This is a genomic window from Streptomyces sp. R41, from assembly GCF_041053055.1.
GTDB lineage: Bacteria > Actinomycetota > Actinomycetes > Streptomycetales > Streptomycetaceae > Streptomyces.
On sequence record NZ_CP163443.1, the window covers coordinates 8,190,954 to 8,209,896 of the forward strand.

At 69.3% G+C, this 18,943-nt stretch carries 14 protein-coding genes; 2 read left to right on the forward strand and 12 right to left on the reverse strand.

The annotated features are described in order from the left end of the window. Window positions 1-51: 51 nt before the first annotated feature. On the forward strand, window positions 52-2,082 hold the full coding sequence (locus AB5J53_RS37265) for a calcium-binding protein (protein ID WP_369250005.1): 2,031 nt from the start codon (window positions 52-54) through the stop codon (window positions 2,080-2,082). A 76-nt stretch (window positions 2,083-2,158) separates the two neighbouring features. Here the strand turns inward: AB5J53_RS37265 and AB5J53_RS37270 are convergent, their stop codons facing one another. The 12 genes from AB5J53_RS37270 to AB5J53_RS37325 form a co-directional block, all read right to left on the reverse strand. Beyond that, window positions 2,159-2,959, reverse strand: coding sequence for an ABC transporter permease (locus tag AB5J53_RS37270; RefSeq protein WP_369250006.1), 801 nt, complete (start codon window positions 2,957-2,959; stop codon window positions 2,159-2,161). A gap of 5 nt (window positions 2,960-2,964) precedes the next feature. Further along, complete coding sequence (locus AB5J53_RS37275; RefSeq protein ID WP_369250007.1) at window positions 2,965-3,774, reverse strand: ABC transporter permease; 810 nt, start codon at window positions 3,772-3,774, stop codon at window positions 2,965-2,967. Continuing rightward, window positions 3,771-4,766 carry an ATP-binding cassette domain-containing protein gene (locus AB5J53_RS37280; protein WP_369252681.1) on the reverse strand — a complete coding sequence of 332 codons (996 nt, stop codon included), beginning with the start codon at window positions 4,764-4,766 and terminating at the stop codon, window positions 3,771-3,773. Before AB5J53_RS37280 ends, AB5J53_RS37275 begins: the two co-directional genes overlap by 4 nt. 59 nt (window positions 4,767-4,825) lie before the next feature. Beyond that, entirely contained in the window at window positions 4,826-5,995 is a 1,170-nt protein-coding gene (locus tag AB5J53_RS37285; protein WP_369250008.1) for a sugar MFS transporter, read from the reverse strand. After that, window positions 5,988-8,855 (reverse strand): glycoside hydrolase family 2 TIM barrel-domain containing protein, encoded by a 2,868-nt coding sequence (locus AB5J53_RS37290; RefSeq protein WP_369250009.1) that lies wholly within the window; start codon window positions 8,853-8,855, stop codon window positions 5,988-5,990. The genes AB5J53_RS37285 and AB5J53_RS37290 overlap by 8 nt, the downstream gene beginning before the upstream one ends. 12 nt (window positions 8,856-8,867) lie before the next feature. After that, window positions 8,868-9,743, reverse strand: coding sequence for a carbohydrate ABC transporter permease (locus AB5J53_RS37295; protein WP_369250010.1), 876 nt, complete (start codon window positions 9,741-9,743; stop codon window positions 8,868-8,870). Continuing rightward, window positions 9,740-10,705: a carbohydrate ABC transporter permease gene (locus tag AB5J53_RS37300; protein ID WP_369250011.1), complete on the reverse strand. Its 966-nt coding sequence runs from the start codon at window positions 10,703-10,705 to the stop codon at window positions 9,740-9,742. The genes AB5J53_RS37295 and AB5J53_RS37300 overlap by 4 nt, the downstream gene beginning before the upstream one ends. Window positions 10,706-10,725: 20 nt before the next feature. After that, the gene (locus tag AB5J53_RS37305; protein ID WP_369250012.1) at window positions 10,726-11,988 is read right to left on the reverse strand and encodes an ABC transporter substrate-binding protein; all 1,263 of its coding nucleotides are present in this window, start codon (window positions 11,986-11,988) and stop codon (window positions 10,726-10,728) included. 196 nt (window positions 11,989-12,184) lie between these two features. Continuing rightward, a complete protein-coding gene (locus AB5J53_RS37310; RefSeq protein WP_369250013.1) occupies window positions 12,185-14,053 on the reverse strand; it encodes a glycoside hydrolase in 1,869 nt (622 codons plus the stop codon). A gap of 18 nt (window positions 14,054-14,071) precedes the next feature. Next, window positions 14,072-15,319 (reverse strand): ROK family transcriptional regulator, encoded by a 1,248-nt coding sequence (locus tag AB5J53_RS37315; RefSeq protein WP_369250014.1) that lies wholly within the window; start codon window positions 15,317-15,319, stop codon window positions 14,072-14,074. A gap of 92 nt (window positions 15,320-15,411) precedes the next feature. Then, window positions 15,412-16,662, reverse strand: a complete 1,251-nt coding sequence (locus AB5J53_RS37320) for an FAD-binding protein (RefSeq protein ID WP_369250015.1) — start codon at window positions 16,660-16,662, stop codon at window positions 15,412-15,414. A 154-nt stretch (window positions 16,663-16,816) separates the two neighbouring features. Next, on the reverse strand, window positions 16,817-17,737 hold the full coding sequence (locus AB5J53_RS37325) for an alpha/beta fold hydrolase (protein WP_369250016.1): 921 nt from the start codon (window positions 17,735-17,737) through the stop codon (window positions 16,817-16,819). Window positions 17,738-18,204: 467 nt separating this feature from the next. On the opposite strand from AB5J53_RS37325, the gene AB5J53_RS37330 reads away from it, so the two are divergent. After that, window positions 18,205-18,867, forward strand: coding sequence for a pyridoxamine 5'-phosphate oxidase family protein (locus tag AB5J53_RS37330; protein WP_369250017.1), 663 nt, complete (start codon window positions 18,205-18,207; stop codon window positions 18,865-18,867). The last annotated feature ends 76 nt before the right edge of the window (window positions 18,868-18,943 follow it).

An 18,943-nucleotide genomic window follows, 5' to 3' on the forward strand; every position in this document is an offset into this window, starting at 1 on the left:
GCCCGTGGCCAGGCGTCGAGGACGTCCGACGAGCGCCCGGAAGCTGGGCGCATGCCCATGCCTTCTTCCCGACGCGCGCACCGTCGCCGCTCGCTCATGAGCCGGGTCGGTCTCGCCTTCGCGGCCGCTCTCGCCCTCGTCGTCGCCCTGCCGAGCAGTGCCCTCGCCGCACCCGGCGACCTGGACACCTCCTTCGGCAGCGGCGGCAAGGTCACCATCGACGGCGGTTCCCCCGCGGACGGTCAGGACGTCGTCGCCCAGCCCGACGGCAAGATCGTCACGGTCGGCGCCCGACAGAATCCCGAGACCTTCTACAGCGACTTCTCCGTGATGCGGCACAACGCCGACGGCAGCATCGACGCCTCTTTCGGCGGTGGTGACGGGGAAGTGCTGACCAACTTCGAGGACGGCGAGGACCGGGCGCAGGGCGTGACGCTCCAGCCCGACGGGAAGATCGTCGTCGTCGGCACCACCGAGAGGTTCGGCGAGGAGAACGGCGGCTGCTGCTGGTTGACGGTGGCCCGCTACAACCCCGACGGCAGCGTCGACACCACTTTCGGGGACGGCGGCCACGTCATCCCCGAGCTGGCGGGTGGCGCCGAGGACGGCTGGGCGGTCGCGGTGCTGCCCGGCCCGGAGGGGAAGATCCTCGCCGCGGGCACGGCGGGCGGCGACTTCGCGGCGGTCCGCTACGACACCCACGGCGTCCTGGACCCCACCTTCGACGGTGACGGCAAGGTCCTCACCCCGTTCCCGGAGGCAGGCAACGGCGGCGCGACCGCATACGACATGGCCCTGCAGCCCAACGGGAAGTTCGTCCTCGCCGGATACTCGGGCGAGACCTCCTTCGACTTCGCGCTCGCCCGCTACAACGCCGACGGCAGCCTCGACACCTCCTTCGGCGGCGGCGACGGACGCGTCACCACGGATCTCGGCGGCTACAACTGGGGTCGGACCGTGGTCGTGCAGTCGACCGGCAAGGTCGTCGTGTCCGGATCGAGCGGCGGCAACTTCACGCTCGTGCGCTACAACGTCGACGGCAGCCTCGACGGAGGCTTCGGCACCGGTGGCGTCGTGACCACCGCCTTCGGCACCGGCTCCGCGGTGCGGGACCTGCTGCTCCAGCCCGGCGACCGGATCGTCGCCGCCGGAACCGCCGGCAACGACTTCGCGCTGGCCTCCTACAACGCCGACGGCACTCTCGACACCGGCTTCGGCAGCAACGGGAAGACGACCACCGACTTCGGCACCGGCGACTTCGTGAACCGCCTCGCCCTCCAGTCCGACGGCAAGATCCTCGCCTTCGGCAACAGCGGTGACCACCGCGCCCTGGCCCGCTACCTGGGGGGCACCGGCACCCCGCCGCCCCCGCCGCCCTCCGGCGTGGACCTGTCGGTCACCAAGGCCGGTCCCACCACGGTCAGTATCGGTGACCGCGCCACCTACACCATGACCGTCAACAACAGCACCACCGCCACCGCCAACGGCGTCTTCCTCTCCGACACACTCGCCGGACCCGCCGCCTCGGTCGTCTCCGCCACCCCGAGCCAGGGCACCTGCACCACCACCGCCACCAGCGCGGACTGCTCCCTGGGCACCCTCGCCCCCGGCGCCCACCCCACGGTGACAATCGTGGTCGAGCCCCGCGCCACCGGCACCCTCACCGACACCGCCACGCTCAGCGCCACCCAGACCGACCCGAACCCCGCCAACAACACCGCCACACGGACCACCACCGTCAACAACTCCCGCGGCTGCACCATCATCGGCACCAGCGGCAACGACACCCTCAACGGCACCTTCGGCAACGACGTGATCTGCGCCCTCGGCGGAGACGACAACGTCAACGCGAGCTACGGCAACGACACCGTGTACGGCGGATACGGCAACGACCGCCTCGACGGCGGCTACGGCAACGACACCCTGAACGGCGGCCCCGGCAACGACAACCTGATCGGCAACTACGGCACCGACAACCTCAACACCGTCGACAACATCTCCGGCAACGACACCGCCAACGGCGGCCCCAACACGGACACCTGCACCACGGACACCGGCGACACCCGCATCAGCTGCCCCTAGGGCACATCGGCAGGTGGGGCCCGGACCGGTGACCGGTCCGGGCCCCACTGTCGTCGAGCGGGCCTCGCGGCGGCAGTCATCCGCCCACCCCCGTGTAGTGCCGAAGGCTCCACCGCCACAGCAGCCGGGCGGCCAGGTAGCCGGCCGCACCCAGCAGCGGGGAGGCCGCGGCCAGCCAGTACGGCACACCCGCGTCGCCCCCGTGGCCGGTCAGCACGGCGGCCGGGAAGTACGCGACGAACGCCAACGGCAGCCCGTAGGTGAGGAAGCCGCCGACCGCTCGTGGCAGCACGTTGAGGGGGTAACTGCCGAACGTGCCGAGCAGTTCTTCCAGCCAGCGGCCCCAGTAGTCGGCGGCCGGGAAGCGGAGCGAGGCGCAGGCCACGACCGTGAACAGGGCGGCTTCCAGGAGCATGCCGCCGAGGACGGCGACGATCAGATACGTGGTCCGCCCCGCCGTCCAGTCCAGGTCGCTGCGGCTCAGCGCGCCCGCCATCAGGCCCGCCGCCACCGTCAGGTCGCCGATCGCGTTGGTGGGGAAGAACTCGAGCTGGACCTGGCGGTGGACCGGCATGGGCCGGAGCAGATAGACGTCGATCTTTCCTTCCTGGATGTGCCGGCCGAGTCCGTGCATCCGGCCCAGGATCAGGACGAACAGGCCGTGCGCCAGCATCCGCGTCGCCGGGATCAGCAGGACGTCCGAACTGTCCCAGCCGCCCATCCCGGTGAACCGGGTGAGCAGCACCGTCGCGAACACGATCACCGACACCTGCCAGACCGCGCCGATCGCGATCATCATCAGGAACTCGGAGCGGTACTCCAGCTGCGCACGGAAGTTGAGCCGCGTGATGCGCCACGCGATCCGAACGGCTTTCATGGGCATCAGCCTCCTTGCGAGATCACACGCCGGGCGGCACGTCGCCACAGCAGCCGGGTGAACAGGGCGAGGGCCACCACCCAGGCGGCCTGTACGGCGAGTTCGGGGGCCGCGTCGGACACCGGAATCCGGCCCACGTACAGCGACAACGGCACACTGAGCGTCGCCTGGAACGGCAGGAAGCGGCTGAGCGTGATGAACCAGTCGGGGAAGAACCACAGCGGCGCGTACACCCCGGACAGCAGGTTCTGCGCGAAGATCAGGATCATGATCGCGGCGCCGTTGCGGAGCGTCCAGAAGCACAACTGGTCGATGACGAGCATGACGTAGTACAGGACCCATTGCCCGAGCAGCACGCTGAGCACGAACACTCCTGCCACGGCCCCCGACTTGGGGGGATCAACGACCCCGGCGGCCAGACAGATCAGGTATCCGGCCAACGCCCAGATCAGTCCGTAGAGTTGCTCGCCGAGCGCGCGCAGGGCGTAGTAGCGCTGCGGGGGCAGCGGGCGCAGATACCAGTACACGATGGTGCCGAAGTGCATGTGCTGCTGCACGGTGTCGCGGCCCGAGTACTGGTCCAACTCCCTGATCCGGGTGGCCAGTACCGCGAGCACGGCGTACGTGACGGCCTGGTCCCGGGTGAGTCCGGCGGTGGTGCCGGTCGCCGCGTACAGGCCGCGCCACAGCGAGGCGACCAGTACCACCTGCACGGTGAGCCGGAGCAGCGCGGCGGTCATCCGCGGCGGGGTGTGCAGCTCGCCGAGCGGGGTGACCCGGGCTGCCCGCCAGCCGCGCGGGGCAGTGACGCTCATGCCTCCCCCGCCTGGACGTACGCCGCCCGCATCACGTCCTCCAAGTCGGCCTCGTCCAGGGCGACATCGGACACCTCGTACCGCTCGATGACCTGCTTCAGCGCCTGGTGGACGGTCGGGGCCTCCTCCCCGTCCGGCCCGAACACCACCTGCGGGCCCTCGCGCCGCAGCAGCGCGATTCCCGGCAGCGGCTCGACGGGGGCGTGCGGGTCCGCGAGCGTGGCCCGCACCTGCCAGGTCGAGCCGAACTTGCGGCGGATCTCGTCGAGCGTGCCGTCGAGGACGAGCCGCCCGTGGTTGATCAGGACGACGCGCTCGGCGAGCCGTCCGACCTCCGTCATGTCGTGCGTGGTCAGCAGCACCGTCCGGCCGCGCTCCTCCACCTGGTGCTTGAGGAAGCCGCGCACCTGCTCCTTGACCACCACGTCCATGCCGATGGTGGGCTCGTCGAGGAACACCACCGGCGGATCGTGCAGGAGGGCCGCGGCCAGGTCGCAGCGCACCCGCTGACCGAGGGAGAGGTGGCGTACGCGGGTGTCCCAGAAGGAGGAGAGGTCGAGCAGCTCGTCGAACTCGCCGAGCCGGACGCGGTGTTCACCCGCCGGCACCTCGTAGATGTCGCGCAGGATCGAGAAGGACTCGCGCACCGGCAGGTCCCACCACAGCTGGGTGCGCTGCCCGAACACGGCGCCGATGTTGCGCGCGTTGCGCTCGCGTTCCACGTACGGGACCACACCGGCGACGCGCGCCTCGCCGGCGGTCGGGGTGAGGATGCCGGTGAGCATCTTGATGGTGGTGGACTTGCCCGCGCCGTTCGGCCCGAGCAGGGCGAGCAGTTCTCCGGGGGCCACGTCGAAGGTGATGTCGGAGACGGCTTCCTTCGCCACTCGTTCCGGGCTGACGAGAGACTTGAGGGCGCCTGTGAATCCCGGGCGGCGGACGGTGGTGTGAAAGGTGCGGGAGAGGCCGCGGACCTGGATGCTGCCGTTCACGCCGGGGGAGCTGTTGACCCCGTTGACCCCGGCAGGGCTGTTGACTCGGTTCACGCCCTTCATGCCGCACGCTCCCGCGTCAGCCGCATCAGCCAGACCGTGGCCACCAGCGACGCGCCTGACAACAAGGTCAACAGCCACGGCACCGCGTGAATACCGGACGCCTCGATGCCCACGCCGAGGAGCGGTGGCGCCGCCACCCCGCCGATCATCGACGCGGCGATCACCCAGGCGCCCGCCCGCTTGGCCCCCGGCAGTGCCTGGTTCAGCCAGGGGAGACCGGTCGGGAACACCGGTGCGATGAACAGGCCCACACCGGCGTACGCCACCGGCGCGGCCCCCGGTATCAGCGCCAGGAGCAGGCACGCCGTCATCCCGGCCGCGCAGACCGCGAGGATGCGCTCGGGCGCGTACCGCAGCGTGATCGGGACGACGAGGAAACGGCCGGCCGTCATCATGAGCCAGTAGACCGAGGTGGCCGAGGCGGCGATCGTCGCGCTGTAGCCGACGGTCTCCAGGTGGGTGGGCTCCCAGCCGCCGACACCCGCCTCGACGGCGACGTTCAGGATGTACAGGGCGAGGAAGCCGGCCAGCACACGGGAGAGCAGGCCACCGGCGGCAGGCCTCGCGGCGGCTTCGGACACGGAGGGCGCCTCGCTGCGTACCCCGCCCGTGCACAGGATCAGCGCCGCCGCCAGCACGGCACACGCCCCGAAGGCGTACGCGTAGTCGTCGGGGCCCACCCATGCGATGAGCGCGGGACCGAGCACCGCACCGATGCCGAAGTGCGCGTTCAGCACGTTCAGCATCGCCGTCGAACGGTCGCCGAAGCCGACCGCGAAGAGCTGGTTGAGGCCGTAGTCGATGCCGCCGAAGCCGAGGCCGCCGAGGAAGGCGGCGGCGAGGGCGAGCGGCCAGTTCGGCGCGAACGCGAAGCCCGCGCCACCCGCTGCCATCAGCGCGTAACTCGCCGCCAGCAGCGCCCTGTTGCTGATCCGGGAGTGGATCGCGTTGAAGGCCAGGACGCCCGCGACCCCTCCGGTGAAGTGCAGGCTCAGGCCGAGCCCGGCTCCGGACGGAGACAGATGGAATTCCTCGCGCAGGCCCGGCACCGCGGGCCCGTAGAGCGCTTGAAGCATGCCGATGAGGACGAACGCGACGCAGGACGCGACCGCGGCCGGACGGCTGAAGAGCCGGCCGGCCGCGGTGCGGGTGAGGGTGTCAGTCATGAATCTCCGAGAGGACGAACGAGAACTCCGCGGGAGCGGCCCGCAGTTGGTACTGAGGCAGCGCGCCGGGACCGCACGACTGCGAGCCGATGCCCTGCTGCCCGTGGTCGAGGTTGACCCAGACCGTGTCGCCCGCTGCCAGGTCCGTCAGGTGCTCGGCGGCATCGAGCTGCTCGGTCGTCCAGCGGCGCGCGGTGAACCAGAACGAGGGATCGCCCTCGACGCGCAGACCACCGATCTGCGCCCAGCGGACATCGGCCCGGGCGCCGTTCTCCTGCGGACGCACGTACGGCGTCTGCAGCTGGTCCACCGTGGATTCCCAACGCCCCACCATGGAGGCGGACTTGGTGTCCGGATACCCCTCACCGGGACCACCGCCGAACCACTTCACCCGGTCCGCCGAGCCCGAGAGCCCCAGGCGGATCCCGAGACGCGGCAACGGCAGCGTCCAGTCGCCCTCCGGTGCCACGGACACGGTCAGCCGCAGCCGCGTCCCGTCGGACGTCCACCGGTACACCGTGCGCAGGCCCACCTCCCAGGCGGCGGGCGCCACCCGGGTCCGTACCGTCAAGGCGTCGGCGCCCAACTCCACGGCGTCCAACCGGTGTCGCATCCGGTGCAGGCCCAGCTTGCGCCAGAGCGGGCCGTAGCGCTCGTCCGGCTGCCAGTGCGCGCCGTTGTCGTTGTCGGTCGGCGCACGCCACACGTCCAGGCGCAGACCGGTGACGTCGACCCCGCCGATCGTCCTCAGCGCACCGGTGCGGGCGTCGAAGGCGGCCGGGCCGAGGGTGATCCGCCGCTCGCCGAGCACGGGGCCGTCGGACTGGGCCACACGCGGCAAAGTCCGTTCCCCGGAAGGAAGTTGAGCCCAGGCGACCTCGTGACCCTGCGGCCCCCACACCGTCCCGGCAGCGAGCACCGCCCGTACCGTCCACTGAGTCTCGGCGCCGCGCGCGTCGGCGGGCGGGGTCGGCAGCTTCACCTCGGCCGACTCGCCCGGTGCGAGCGCGGGCACCGACAGCGCGCCCGCCTCGACCGTCTCGCCCTCGACCTGGTACGACCACTCGAAGGCGAGCGCCGAGAGATCCGCGAAGTCGTACGCGTTCGTGATCCGCACGGTCCCGTCCGTGCCGTCACCGACGACGCGAACCGGTTCGATCACCTTCTTGTACTCGACGAGCCCCGGCGACGGCGTCCGGTCCGGGAAGACAAGCCCGTCGCAGACGAAGTTCCCGTCGTGCAGCTCCTCGCCGAAGTCACCGCCGTACGCGAACCCGTACCGCTCGTCCTTGATGCCGTGGTCGATCCACTCCCAGATGAAACCGCCCTGGATCCGGTCGTAGGACTCGAAGAGGCGCTGGTAGTCGGCGAGGCCGCCGGGACCGTTGCCCATGGCGTGCCCGTACTCGCAGAGGATGAAGGGGAGCCCGCGTCGCTTCAGCGCGCCGCCGTCCAGGCCGCGGCCGATGCGCTCGACCTCGGCGTGGCCCGCGTACATCCGTGAATACACGTCCGTGTCACGGCAGTTGATGTCGCCCTCGTAGTGGATCAGCCGTGAGGCGTCCCGGCCGCGGATCCACTCGGCCATGGCGGTGAGCCCGCGCCCGGTGCCGGCCTCGTTGCCGAGGGACCAGACGACGACGGACGGGTGGTTCTTGTCGCGCTCGACCATACGGGCGGCGCGGTCGAGCAGCGCCGGGGTCCAGCGGTCGTCGTCGACGGGGTTGTCGCGCCAGGCCTGTTCGGTGAAACCGTGGGTCTCCAGGTCGCACTCGTCGATGACCCACAGGCCGTACTCGTCGCACAGGTCGAGGAACGCGGGGTGCGGCGGGTAGTGCGAGGTGCGAACGGCGTTGATGTTGTGCCGCTTCATCAGCAGCACGTCCTCGCGCATGGTCTCCGGATCGAGGGCTCGGCCCTTCTCCGGGTGCCACTCGTGGCGGTTGACGCCCTTGAAGAGGATCGGTCGGCCGTTGACCTTGATCAGGCCGTCCGCCAGCTCCACGGTCCGGAAGCCGATGCGCAACGGGACGCGCTCGCCCTCCGTGACCAGCTCACCGTCGTACAGCCGGGGGGCCTCGGCCGTCCACGGCCGCACCGGGACGGTCACCGACTCGCCGGTCGCGACATCGATGTCCAGGGCGGGCACGGTGACCCGCCCGTCGACGTCGGAGTCGACGCGCAGGGCGCCCTCTCCGGTGAGGTGGTCGTAGGACGCGTGCACGAAGAAGTCGAGCGCGCTGCCCGGTGGGCGGTGCAGGAGCGTGACGTCCCGGAAGATGCCGGGCAGCCACCACTGGTCCTGGTCCTCCAGGTACGAGCCCGCCGACCACTGGTGCACGCGGACCGCGAGCACGTTGCCGGCCGGCTTCAGCAGATGCCCGACCGCGAACTCGTGCGGCAGCCGGGAGCCCTTGAACTCGCCGATGTCCGTGCCGTTGAGCCAGACACGGGCGCAGGACTCGACCCCGTCGAAGCGCAGCACCGAGCCCCCGTCCGAGGGCCAGTCGGACGGCAGGTCGAAGACCCGCAGATGATCTCCGGTCGGGTTCTCGGTCGGCACGCGCGGCGGGTCGACCGGGAAGGGGTAGAGGTGGTTGGTGTAGATGGGGGAGCCGTGGCCCTGAAGGACCCAGTGGCCGGGGACCGAGACTTCCGCCCAGTCCCCGGCGTCGTAGTCCTCGTCGGCGAACGAGTCGTCCTCCGCGTCGGCGGTCGCCGACAGCCGGAAGTGCCAACTGCCGTTCAGTGACAAGGACGTGGCATCCGAGGACGCATACCAGGCCCGCGGTGGAAGCGCGCCGCTGCCGGGTGAGACGTCCTCGACGTAATCGATGGAAGTGGTGGCGCGGAAAGACATCGGTCTCCTAGCTCAGCCCTTGATGCCGGTCTGTGCGACCCCCTGCACCAGCCAGCGCTGGAGGAAGAGGAACACGAACACCAGGGGCAGGATGGAAATGGCCGTGGCCATGAAGATCAGGTGGTAGTTGACGGTCTGGTTGGTCATGTACGAGGAGAGCGCGACCTGGACCGTCCACGCGCTCGGGTCCTGGCCGATGACCAGCGGCCACAGGAAGGCGTTCCAGCCGCTGATGAAGGTGATCGTCGCGATCGCGGCGAAGAAGTTCAGCGAGTTCGGTACGACGACCCGCCAGTACGCGCCCCAGTAGCCGAGCCCGTCCACACGCGCCGCCTCCTCCAGTTCCTTGGGGAACCCCAGGAAGTACTGCCGGAAGAGGAAGCAGGTGAAACCACTGAAGAGGCCCGGAATGATGAGGCCGCGATAGGTGTCCACCCAGCCGAGTGACGAGACCAGCACGAAGCTGGGCACGAAGGTGACGGCCGTGGGAACCATCAGGGTGGCCAGGACGGCGTAGAAGACCTTGTTGGCGTGCTTGTAGGGGATTCTGGCCAGGCCGTAGCCGGCGAGGGAGCAGATCAGGAGGGTGCCGACGGTCATCAGGACCGCGACGACCATGGAGTTCACCATCGCGCGGCCGAAGTCGACCGTGACGTCGTCGAACGGCTCGGTGATGTTGCCCCACTGGATGTCCGTGGGGAACCACTTCCAGCTCTCGCCGGTGATCTCCGGGTCCGTCATCAGGGCGTTGCGGACGATCAGATAGAAGGGGAGGAGGAAGAGCAGGGCGGCGATGCCGATGGCGACGTACAGGCCCGTGTTGCCGATGACGCTGCCGCCGCGCCGGACCTTGCGCGGCTTGCTGATGTCGGGTGCGGTGGTGGTCACTTGGACTCCTCACCCCTTCCGAAGCCCATGATCTTGCCCTGGAACAGGGTCACGACGCAGATCAGCAGGGTCAGGACGACCGCCCCCGCGCTGCCGGCGCCGTAGTCCTGGTTGGTGCCGAGGGCCGTGTTGTAGAGCTCGACGAGGGGCGGCTTGCCCCACGTGGCCTTGCCCAGCAGGTTGTAGAACTCGTCGAAGGCCTGATAGGCGGCGATCAGCAGCAGCAGGATCACCGCGGTCGACGTGGCCCGCAGCTGCGGCAGCGTGATGTACCGGAAGGTCTGCCAGCCCGGCTTGGCGCCGTCGATGGCGGCGGCCTCGTACAGCTCGCCCGGGATGTTCTGCAGCGCCGCGAGGAACAGGATCATGTAGAAGCCGGACTGCAGCCACAGGCGCACGGTCACGATGACCAGCCAGTACCAGGGCGGATCGGGATTGGCCAGCCAGGCGATGTTGTCGATGCCGAACCAGCCGATGACGGTGTTGGCGAGGCCGAAGCGGACACCGTTGAAGATGGACATCTTCCAGATCAGCGCCGCCGCGACGTAACTGCACGCGGTCGGCAGGAAGAAGACCGAACGGAAGAACGCCTTCATGAAGCGCATCCGGTGCACCAGCAGCGCCAGGCCCAACGAGACCGCCCAGGTGGTGGGCACGATGAACGCGGCGAACACGGTGAACGTGCCCAGCGATTTGACGAAGTTACTGTTCGTCAGGATCTGGTGGTAGTTGTCGAACCCGATGAACTTGCTGGGGGTGACCGTGTAGCGCGCCTCGAAGAAACTGAGCCAGATGCTCCACCCGATGGGGATGAAGATGAAGATCACCAGGCCGATGACGAACGGTCCGGTGAAGAGCCAGAAGTTGAGTGTGGGGTTGCCCCGCAGCCCCCGCCGGGGCCGGGCCTTGGAGGCCTTGGCCGGGGCGGGGCGCGCGACGTCGCGTGCTGTGGTCGTCGACATGTCGTGGTCCGTCCGCCGGCCTATCCGAAGAGCTTCTTGAGCTCGACGTCGACCTTCTTGTCACAGGCGTCGAGTGCGGCCTCGGGGTTCTGGTTCTTGCGGACGGCGTTGGCCATCACGTCGTTGAACGCCACGATCATGGCCTGGGTCCAGCCGATGTTGTCGAAGTGCCCGAAGTCGTTGAAGAGCTTGACGCCCTCGGCGGGCAGGCCCGACTTGAGCTTGGTGGCCTCCGCGGCGATCGAGGCGCGCGGCGGGATGTGGAAGCCGTACGAGAGCGCCCAGTCCTCCTGGTACTTCTTCTGCTCGATCCACAGCCACTTCACGTACTCCTTGGCCGCCTCGACGTTCTTGCCCTTGGCGTTGACGAACATCGACCAGCCGCCGTTGTAGACCGACTGCTTGCCGGAGTCGCCGACCTTCGGGAACGGGAAGACGCCGAGGTCGTCACCGAGCGCCTTCTGCATCACGGGCATCGCCCACATACCGCACCACTGGATGGCACACAGGCCCTGGTCGATGGCGGACGGGTCCCAGTAGTCGGCCGGGGCGTCGAGCAGCAGGTGGCCGCTGGTGAACAGCCCGTGGAGCTTGGTGAGCCCCTCGGCGACCGCGTCCGTGTGGTAGGCGATCTCGTTCTTCTCGTTGAGGGTGTCGGCGCCGGCCGACCAGATCAGGTTGCTCTGGATCGACGTGAGGTCGTTGCCCATGAACAGGCCCTTGACCTTGCTGGTGGTCAACTTGGCGGCGGCCTCTATGAGTTCGTCCAGCGTGGTCGGAACGTCGACCTTGGCCTTCTCCAGCATCGACTTCCGGTAGAAGAAGAACTGCGGGTCGTCGATCATCCGCACGCCGTAGATCTTGCCGTCGACCGTGTGCGACTTGATGTCGGCCGGATTGAAGTCGTCCTTGACCGGGTCGATGAGGTCGCTCAGATCGGCCACCTGACCGCTCTTGATGAGCTGGATCTGCGGGTGGAACTCGAAGACGTCGGGCGCGTTCTTGGTCAGCAGGGCCGCGAACAGCTTCGTCTCGAAGGTGTTGCCGGTGATCCACTGGGTGCTCACGTTGGCCTTGTCGTACGCCGCCGCGTACTTCTTGATGGCCTGCTCGGTGCCCGCCTCGCCGTACGCGTGGAAGTACTGCGTGAGGCTCTTGCCCGAACCACTGCCGCCCCCGCGGCCGTTGTTGCTGCCGCACGCGGCCAGCGCACCGGCGGCGGACAGGCCCGCGGCTGCCCGGAGTACTGATCGGCGGTCCCAGTTGCTGCTCATTGCCGACATGGTGACGTCCTTGTCTCGAGTACGGCTGCGGCTCGAATTCGCTGTGCGGTGCGGGACGTTAACCTTCTGCTAAGGCTTCGGCAAGGGGTTGGACGAAGTCTGTTCGAAGCGTTGCGTGGCGTTCGGGATGCCGGACGTGACGGGGTTGCGGGCCGCCGCACCGGCGACCCGCGACCCCTCAACTGCCCTTAGTGCACTACTGCTTGGTCCAGACCTCGTTGGATCCGCCGGTGCAGCTGTAGAGGATCACCTTGCTTCCGTCGGCGGTTGCCTGACCGCTGACGTCCAGGCACTTGCCGGACGACTCACTGACGATTTGTCCATTCGCGTTCAACTGCCATCGCTGGCCGGCGCTGTCGGCGCAGGCGGCTGTCACCAGACCCGAACTCCCGGCCGTCAGGCACCCGTTGGAGCCCTTGAGAGCGCCGGATACGTCATACGTCCACGACTGCGCCTCGGCGCCCGTGCACGTGCTGATCGCGGCCCCCGAAGCGTCCGCCGTCAGGCACTTGCCCGACTGCTTTCCTTGCCGGGCGCCCGTCACGGCCGTGGTGTCGTGACCCTTCTGGTCGAAGACGTACGTCGTGATGGAGCGGGCGGCGAGCGTCGCGGAGACCTGGCCCTCCTCGCCCACGGCCGGCTTGGTGACGTTCGCCCAGTCCTCGGTCGCGGAGGTCCGGACTGCCTGTTGTGCCTTGACAGGCGTCCTGCTGTTGAAGTGCAGATTCAGCGAAGTGTCGGTCGTGTTGTGGTTGTTGACCACGACCACCCACTTGCCCATGGGGGTCCCCCCGCGCGAGCTCGTTCGAGCGTGGGGGAGGTCGTACGCCGTCACGTCGACACCGCTCGGCGCCCCGGTCACGTTGTGCGCGACGGCGCCCGGCTTCACGAACTTGCTGTACTGGCCGAGCGCGTAATAGCGCTTGGTGAAGTAGAGCGTCTGGTTGCCGTTCGTGGCGTAGTTCGGGTCGTAGTAGATCAGGCCGTCGTTCCAGCCGTCGCCGTTCTTCGCGTACGGGTCGCTGCCGATCATCTCGGAGAGCGCGACCCACCAGTGGAAGGCCGAGTCGTGCGCGGTCGCGAAGTCCTTGTAGATGATTTTCGACAGGTTCAGGCCGCCGTCGATGGTCGGGTCGTACTCCTGCGCCCAGCCGGTGCCGCCCTTGCCGAAGCAGCAGATCTCCGTCGCCCAGGGCTGCCTGCCGACCGACGTCGCCGTCTCGTTGATCTTCGCGAGCTGGTCGTCACCGGGGTTGTTGTACGTGTGGTGGGCCAGCTTCGACACGTACTGTGCGGTGCCGGGCTGCGCGATCCACTGCGGGACCTCGGTGTTGAAGCTGACCGTGCTGCTGGACTCGTCGGCGATGATGCCCGTCTTCTGGTGGCGCGCCCGCTGCTCGGCGCCCAACGCCCTCACGATGTCGTCGCGTTGGTCGACCGGCACCAGCATGCCCTCCTGACCGCAGCTGTCGAAGCTGTTGTTCGGCTCGTTGAAGGGGCTGATGTAGTCGAGCTTCGCGCCCTGCTCGGCGAAGTGATCGGTCACGTCGGCCACGTACTTCGCGAAGTCGGCCGTGTTCTTCGCATTCAAGTACCCCCCGCAGCTCTGTGAGTTGGTCTTCCAGGCGGCGGGCGCGCTGTTCACGAAGCCGACCAGGTCCTCGACGCCGTACCGCGCCGCGTACTTCAGGAACGTACGGCCGCCCTTGTCCCGGCTCCAGTCGTACGTCCCGTCGGCGTTCAGGAAGTCCTCGGGGGCGCGGGAGGGGGTGGTGACCGCCGTGCCGCCACCGCCGATGTTGTAGCGGTAGTTGCTGAGGTCCAGGCCCTTGGAGGAGAACAGCAGCTTGGCGACCCGGGCCTGGACCTTGGGGTCGAAGTTCTTGAGGTCGTTGACCCACCAGGCACCGGACGCGCCGATGTTGTCGATGGTCTGGGCGGCGTGCGGGGAGACCTCGGCGGCTGCGGGGTCGGCGGCTGAAGCGGGCGGGGCGGATATCAGCGTCCCCGTGACAGCGAGTGCGGCTGCGGCTGTGGCGAGGAGCGATCTCTTGGTGCGCGTCAACGTGCATCCCTTCCGTCGTCATGAAGGTGGTGCGGTACGGCTCCTTGCGTTGGTGGTGCGCTTCATGGGCCTCTGGCCGACCGACTGGAGTGCCCCTTCCAGGGCGAACGTCGCGGCTCCGAGGCAGACCGGATCGGTCGGAATGGGGGAGAGGACGATCTCGGTGGCCGCGAACGGCCGCTTCAGTGCGTGCCGGGCGACGGCCTCGCGCACCTCGTTCAGCAGCGGCTCGCCGAGCGTGGCCGCGACCCAGCTGCTGAGCACGACCACCTCGGGATTGAGGAGGTTCACCAGGTCGGAGATCCCGGCACCGAGGTAACGGGCGGTGTCCCGCACGACCTTGAGCGCCACCGGATCCTGTGCGGCGACGCCCTGGGCGAGCGCGTTGATCGTGGCGGTCTGGTCCTCGGGGTGCAGCAGCGAGCTGCGGGGGCTCAACTCCCGCAGATTCAGCATGATTCCGGGCGCCCCGACATACGTCTCCACGCAGCCGTGGTTGCCGCAGTGGCACAGCCGCCCGTCCAGCACCAGCGTCGTATGGCCCCACTCGCCCGCGCTGTTGCTCACCCCGCGGTGCAGACCGCCGCCGAGGGCGAGCCCGGCGCCGACTCCCGTGCCCAGATTGACGACCACGGCATCCCCGCGTCCGCGGGCCGCGCCGAACCAGAGCTCGGCGACCGCGCAGGCGCGCAACGGATTGTCGAGGTAGAGGGGGTAGGCGATGTGCTCGGCGAGCAGGGCGAGCAGCGGCACGTCGTGCCAGTCCCAGTTCGGGGCGTATTCGGAGACCCCGCCCTCGCGGTCGACCTGACCGGGCACGCTGACCCCCACGCCGAGGACGCGCGCGCCTTCGACGCCGGCCTGCGCGACCACCGAACCGACCGCCGTCGCGACATGCCCGACCACCTGCTCCGGTCGGCTCTCGCCGGGGCGCATGTCCTCGTCGGCGCGGGCCAGCACATTCAGCGCCAGGTCGAACAGCTCGACGCGTACGTACGTCTCCGCGATGTCGACGCCGATCAACGCGCCCCCCGACGCGTTGACGGCGACGAGGCCCCGCGGGCGGCCACCCGCGGAGTCCTCGAAGCCGACCTCGGTCAGCATCCTCATGTCGAGGAGCTCACCGACGAGTGTGGCGACCGTGGCCAGGCTGAGCCCCGTCGCTGCCGCGAGCTCCTGCCGGGAGGTGGGCGATTCGGCGATGATCTGGCGCAGCACCTCGTAGCGGTTGGCGGTGCGGATGTCGCGTGATGTGCCGCGCCTCATTGGACTCCCCTCGGTCCCTCCAGGTCATGGCGAGACCCCTCGGCCCCGGCGCCGGGAAAGGCTATGGCCTGTGAGGGACTTTCGACAAGGGGTTAGGAAAGGGGGTGGAGAAAGTCCCCCACGAAGGTGTTGGTGAACGTGCCCGCCGGGTCGAGCGAATCCACCAGCGCCCTGAACTCGCCCAGCCGCGGATACCGTTCGCGCAGCACCGCCGACGGCACCGTGAACACCTTGCCCCAGTGCGGCCGGGGATCGAACGGCTCCAGCGCCTCCTCGACCCGCCGCACCACCGGCAGGACGGCCTCGGTGTCCTCGACCCACGTGAAGTGCAGGGCAACCGTATCCCGTCCGTACGCCGGGCTCAGCCACTGACGGTCGGCGGCCACGGTCCGCACCTCGCAGATCTGCAGCACCGGCGCGATGGTCCCACGGATCGCGTCGAGGGCGTGCAGCGCGGCCAGGGCGTCCGAGCGCGGCAGCAGATACTCGGACTGCAGCTCGGCGCCGCTGCTCGGGGTGAACTCGGCCCGGAAATGCGGGAGTCGCTCGTGCCAGGGGCCCGGGACGCCGAGCTGCTCGGTGCAGTTCCGTGCGGACATCCCCGGCACCGGGTGCATCGCCTCGGTCGCGGGCGCGGCCCACGGGAAGTCCGGCAGCGGCTGGTCGGTGCGCCGCTTGAGCCACACGTGACGGAAGCCCGGCCGCCCCCAGTCGGTGAACAGACTCACGCTGTACGCCGTCGCCGCGACGGTCTCGAAGTCCAGTCCCGCCAGGGGGAGTTCGGTGAAGACATGCTGGCTCACCTCGAAGTCCGGCTCCAGGTCGAGGGTGAGCGCGGTGACGACACCGAGCGCGCCCAGCGAGGTCACGGCTCCGTCGAAGCGCTCGTCGCCCCGGCCGATCGTCACGGTCGAGCCGTCCGCCGTGACCAGCTCGACCTCGCGTACGGCGGAGGCGAGCGAACCGTTCGTCACCCCCGAGCCATGCGTACCGGTCGCCACCGAGCCGGCCACGGAGATGTGCGGGAGGGATGCCATGTTGTGCAGCGCGAACCCGTGCTCGTGCACCCGGCGGGCGAGTTCGGCGTACCGGACGCCGCCCGAGACCCGTACCGTACGGGCCGTCGTGTCGACGTCCACGGCGGGTGGCAGGCCGGTCAGCGACAGCAGTACGCCGTCGGCGCCCGGCTCGGCGATCTCGTTGAAGGAGTGGCCGCTGCCCAGCACCCGCACCCGGGAGCTCTCCGCGACCAGCGCTCGGAGCGCGTCGAGCGAGTGGGGCCGGTGCAGTTCCTTGGCCGTGTATGTGATGTTGCCGGCCCAGTTGGTCAGGGTCTCTGTCATCCCTGTCGTCCCTCCCCGGGAAGTCGCCGTCCGTGGCCGGTTTCCGACGGCCACCGGGGGACGTTACCTCGCCCGGACGTCCACCCCGCCGGCCTGTCCATCGACCCTCTCACACGGCGACACCTCCGGTAGAGAGCGGTTGCTGTCACTGAAATCACCGAGCCGGAAGGTCACCTCCTTGCCCGGGCGTCCATCGGCGATGTTCGCCATGACTGCCGAGATCGTGCCGCAGATCATCCCTGGATGATGCGGCGATGGTCGCCACGAAAGCTTCGGCGTCATCCAGCCACGGGAAGTGTCCCGCTCCGGGCTGAATGACCAGCTCGGCGCGCGGAAACAGCTCGGCGAGCTCGGCCACGGCTCGGGGAGGAGAATTCAGGTCGACCTCCCCGGCCAGTACGAGGACCGGTGACGCGAACCGGGCGAGCGCGGCACGGGTGCTGTCCGGGGCGAACGCGCCCTCGGAGCCGTAGACAGCCGCGGCCTCCATGTTCTTGTGCCCGTCCTCCGCGGCCCGATGCGCGCGGGCCGTCTCGTCCCAGCGGCCGTACCAGAACGGGGCGATGGCCTCGAAGGAGTCGGCCGTCGCCTTGCCGGCGACGATCGCTTCCAGGGCCGCGAACGCCGCCGGGAACCACGGCTCGTCCCGGCGGAGCAGCGCCGTCTCGCGCCGGACGTCCGCCGTGATCGTGATGCCGACGGCGTACACGCTCGGCGTGATCAGCGCGAGCCCGGCGACGCGCTCCGGATGGTGTGCCGCGTACAGCACGGCCAGATTCGTACCGCCGGAATGCGCGAGCAGGTCGACCCTCTCGAGGCCCAGGTGCTCGCGCAGGGCGTCCACGTCGTCGACGAGTCGGTCGCAGCGGTAGGAGGCGGGGTCCTCCGGTGTGGCCGACCGGCCGGTTCCCCGAAGGTCCAGCATGATCAGCTGCCGGTGCGCGGAGAGGCCACCGAGGTTCCCCAGGTATGCGCAGTCCTGCATCGGTCCGCCGGGAAGGCAGATCACCGGAGGGCCGTCGCCGAACACGTGGTACGCCAGCTCGGTCCCGTCGTGCGCGGAGAAGGTGGGCATGGCCACGACTGTGTCAGTGGCGTTCGGAGGGGAGCAACTGGGTTCCCGGTTGGCCGACCGACGCCCACGTTCGGCGCGACGGGCAGTCCTTCCTCAGGGGCCGCTCCGCCGGGAGGGCGGTCACGCGTTCGTCCTGCCGAGCCCGGCCCCGGTCGTCCACCGCTCCACTTGGAGTCCGAAGGCGCCCGGGCTCAGATACAGCTCGTCCCTGCGCTGGACGACCACGTCCGTGTCCATCTCCGCCGGGATCCGCGCCGCCGTTGCCGCCCCAGCCGTGGACGAGGAGGAGGGCGGGGGGGCGTGCCGGGGTGGCCCGAGTGGTGGAGGGGCGCGGTGTCATGGGCGTGACCTCAGGTGCTTCGGCGAGTCTTGCGGTGGCTTGCGGATTTAGTTGTTCATGTGAGCTCGTATAACTAATTCCGTAATTTTGTGGCTAAGAGGCTTGTGATATCGATAGCGTCCCGCCTATGACGTACGGATCTCTCCCCGAAACCGACCTCACCCGCCACCGTCGTCTCCGTGCGCAGGGCAGCCTGGATCGCGCCGACCTGGACGCGATCCTCGACGCGGGATTCATCTGTCACCTCGGTGTGATCGTCGAGGGGCGGCCACTGGTGGTGCCGACGGTGTACGGGCGGGACGAGCGGCAGCTGTACGTGCACGGGTCGGTGGCCAGCCGGAGTCTCGCGGCCGGCGCTCCCGTGTGCGTCACGGTCACGCATGTCGACGGGCTCGTGCTCGCGCGGTCCGTGTTCGAGCACGGTGTGAACTACCGCAGCGCGGTGATCCACGGGGTACCCCGCAAGGTCACCGACCCGGACGAGAAGGTCGACGGTCTGCGGCGGCTCACCGAGCACGCCACGCCCGGCCAGTGGGACTACGCACGGGCGCCCAGCCGCAAGGAGTTGGCCGCGACGACCCTGCTCGCGCTGTCTCTCGAAGAGGCCTCGGTGAAGATCCGCACCGGCGCGCCGGACGACGGCGACGGACCCGACGCGGAGCTCGGGCTCTGGGCCGGGACCCTGCCGCTGACCTCGACCTGGGGCGCGCCGAAGTCCGACCCGCTGCTTCCGCCGGATGTGGCCCCTCCGGCGCACATCGCGCGGCGCGAGGGGACCCGGCACGGCTGAGTCACAGGCGGGGGCATACCGTGAGGAGTCGAGCACACGGCCTGGAACGAGACTGGGACGAGTCGGGAGCGAGGAG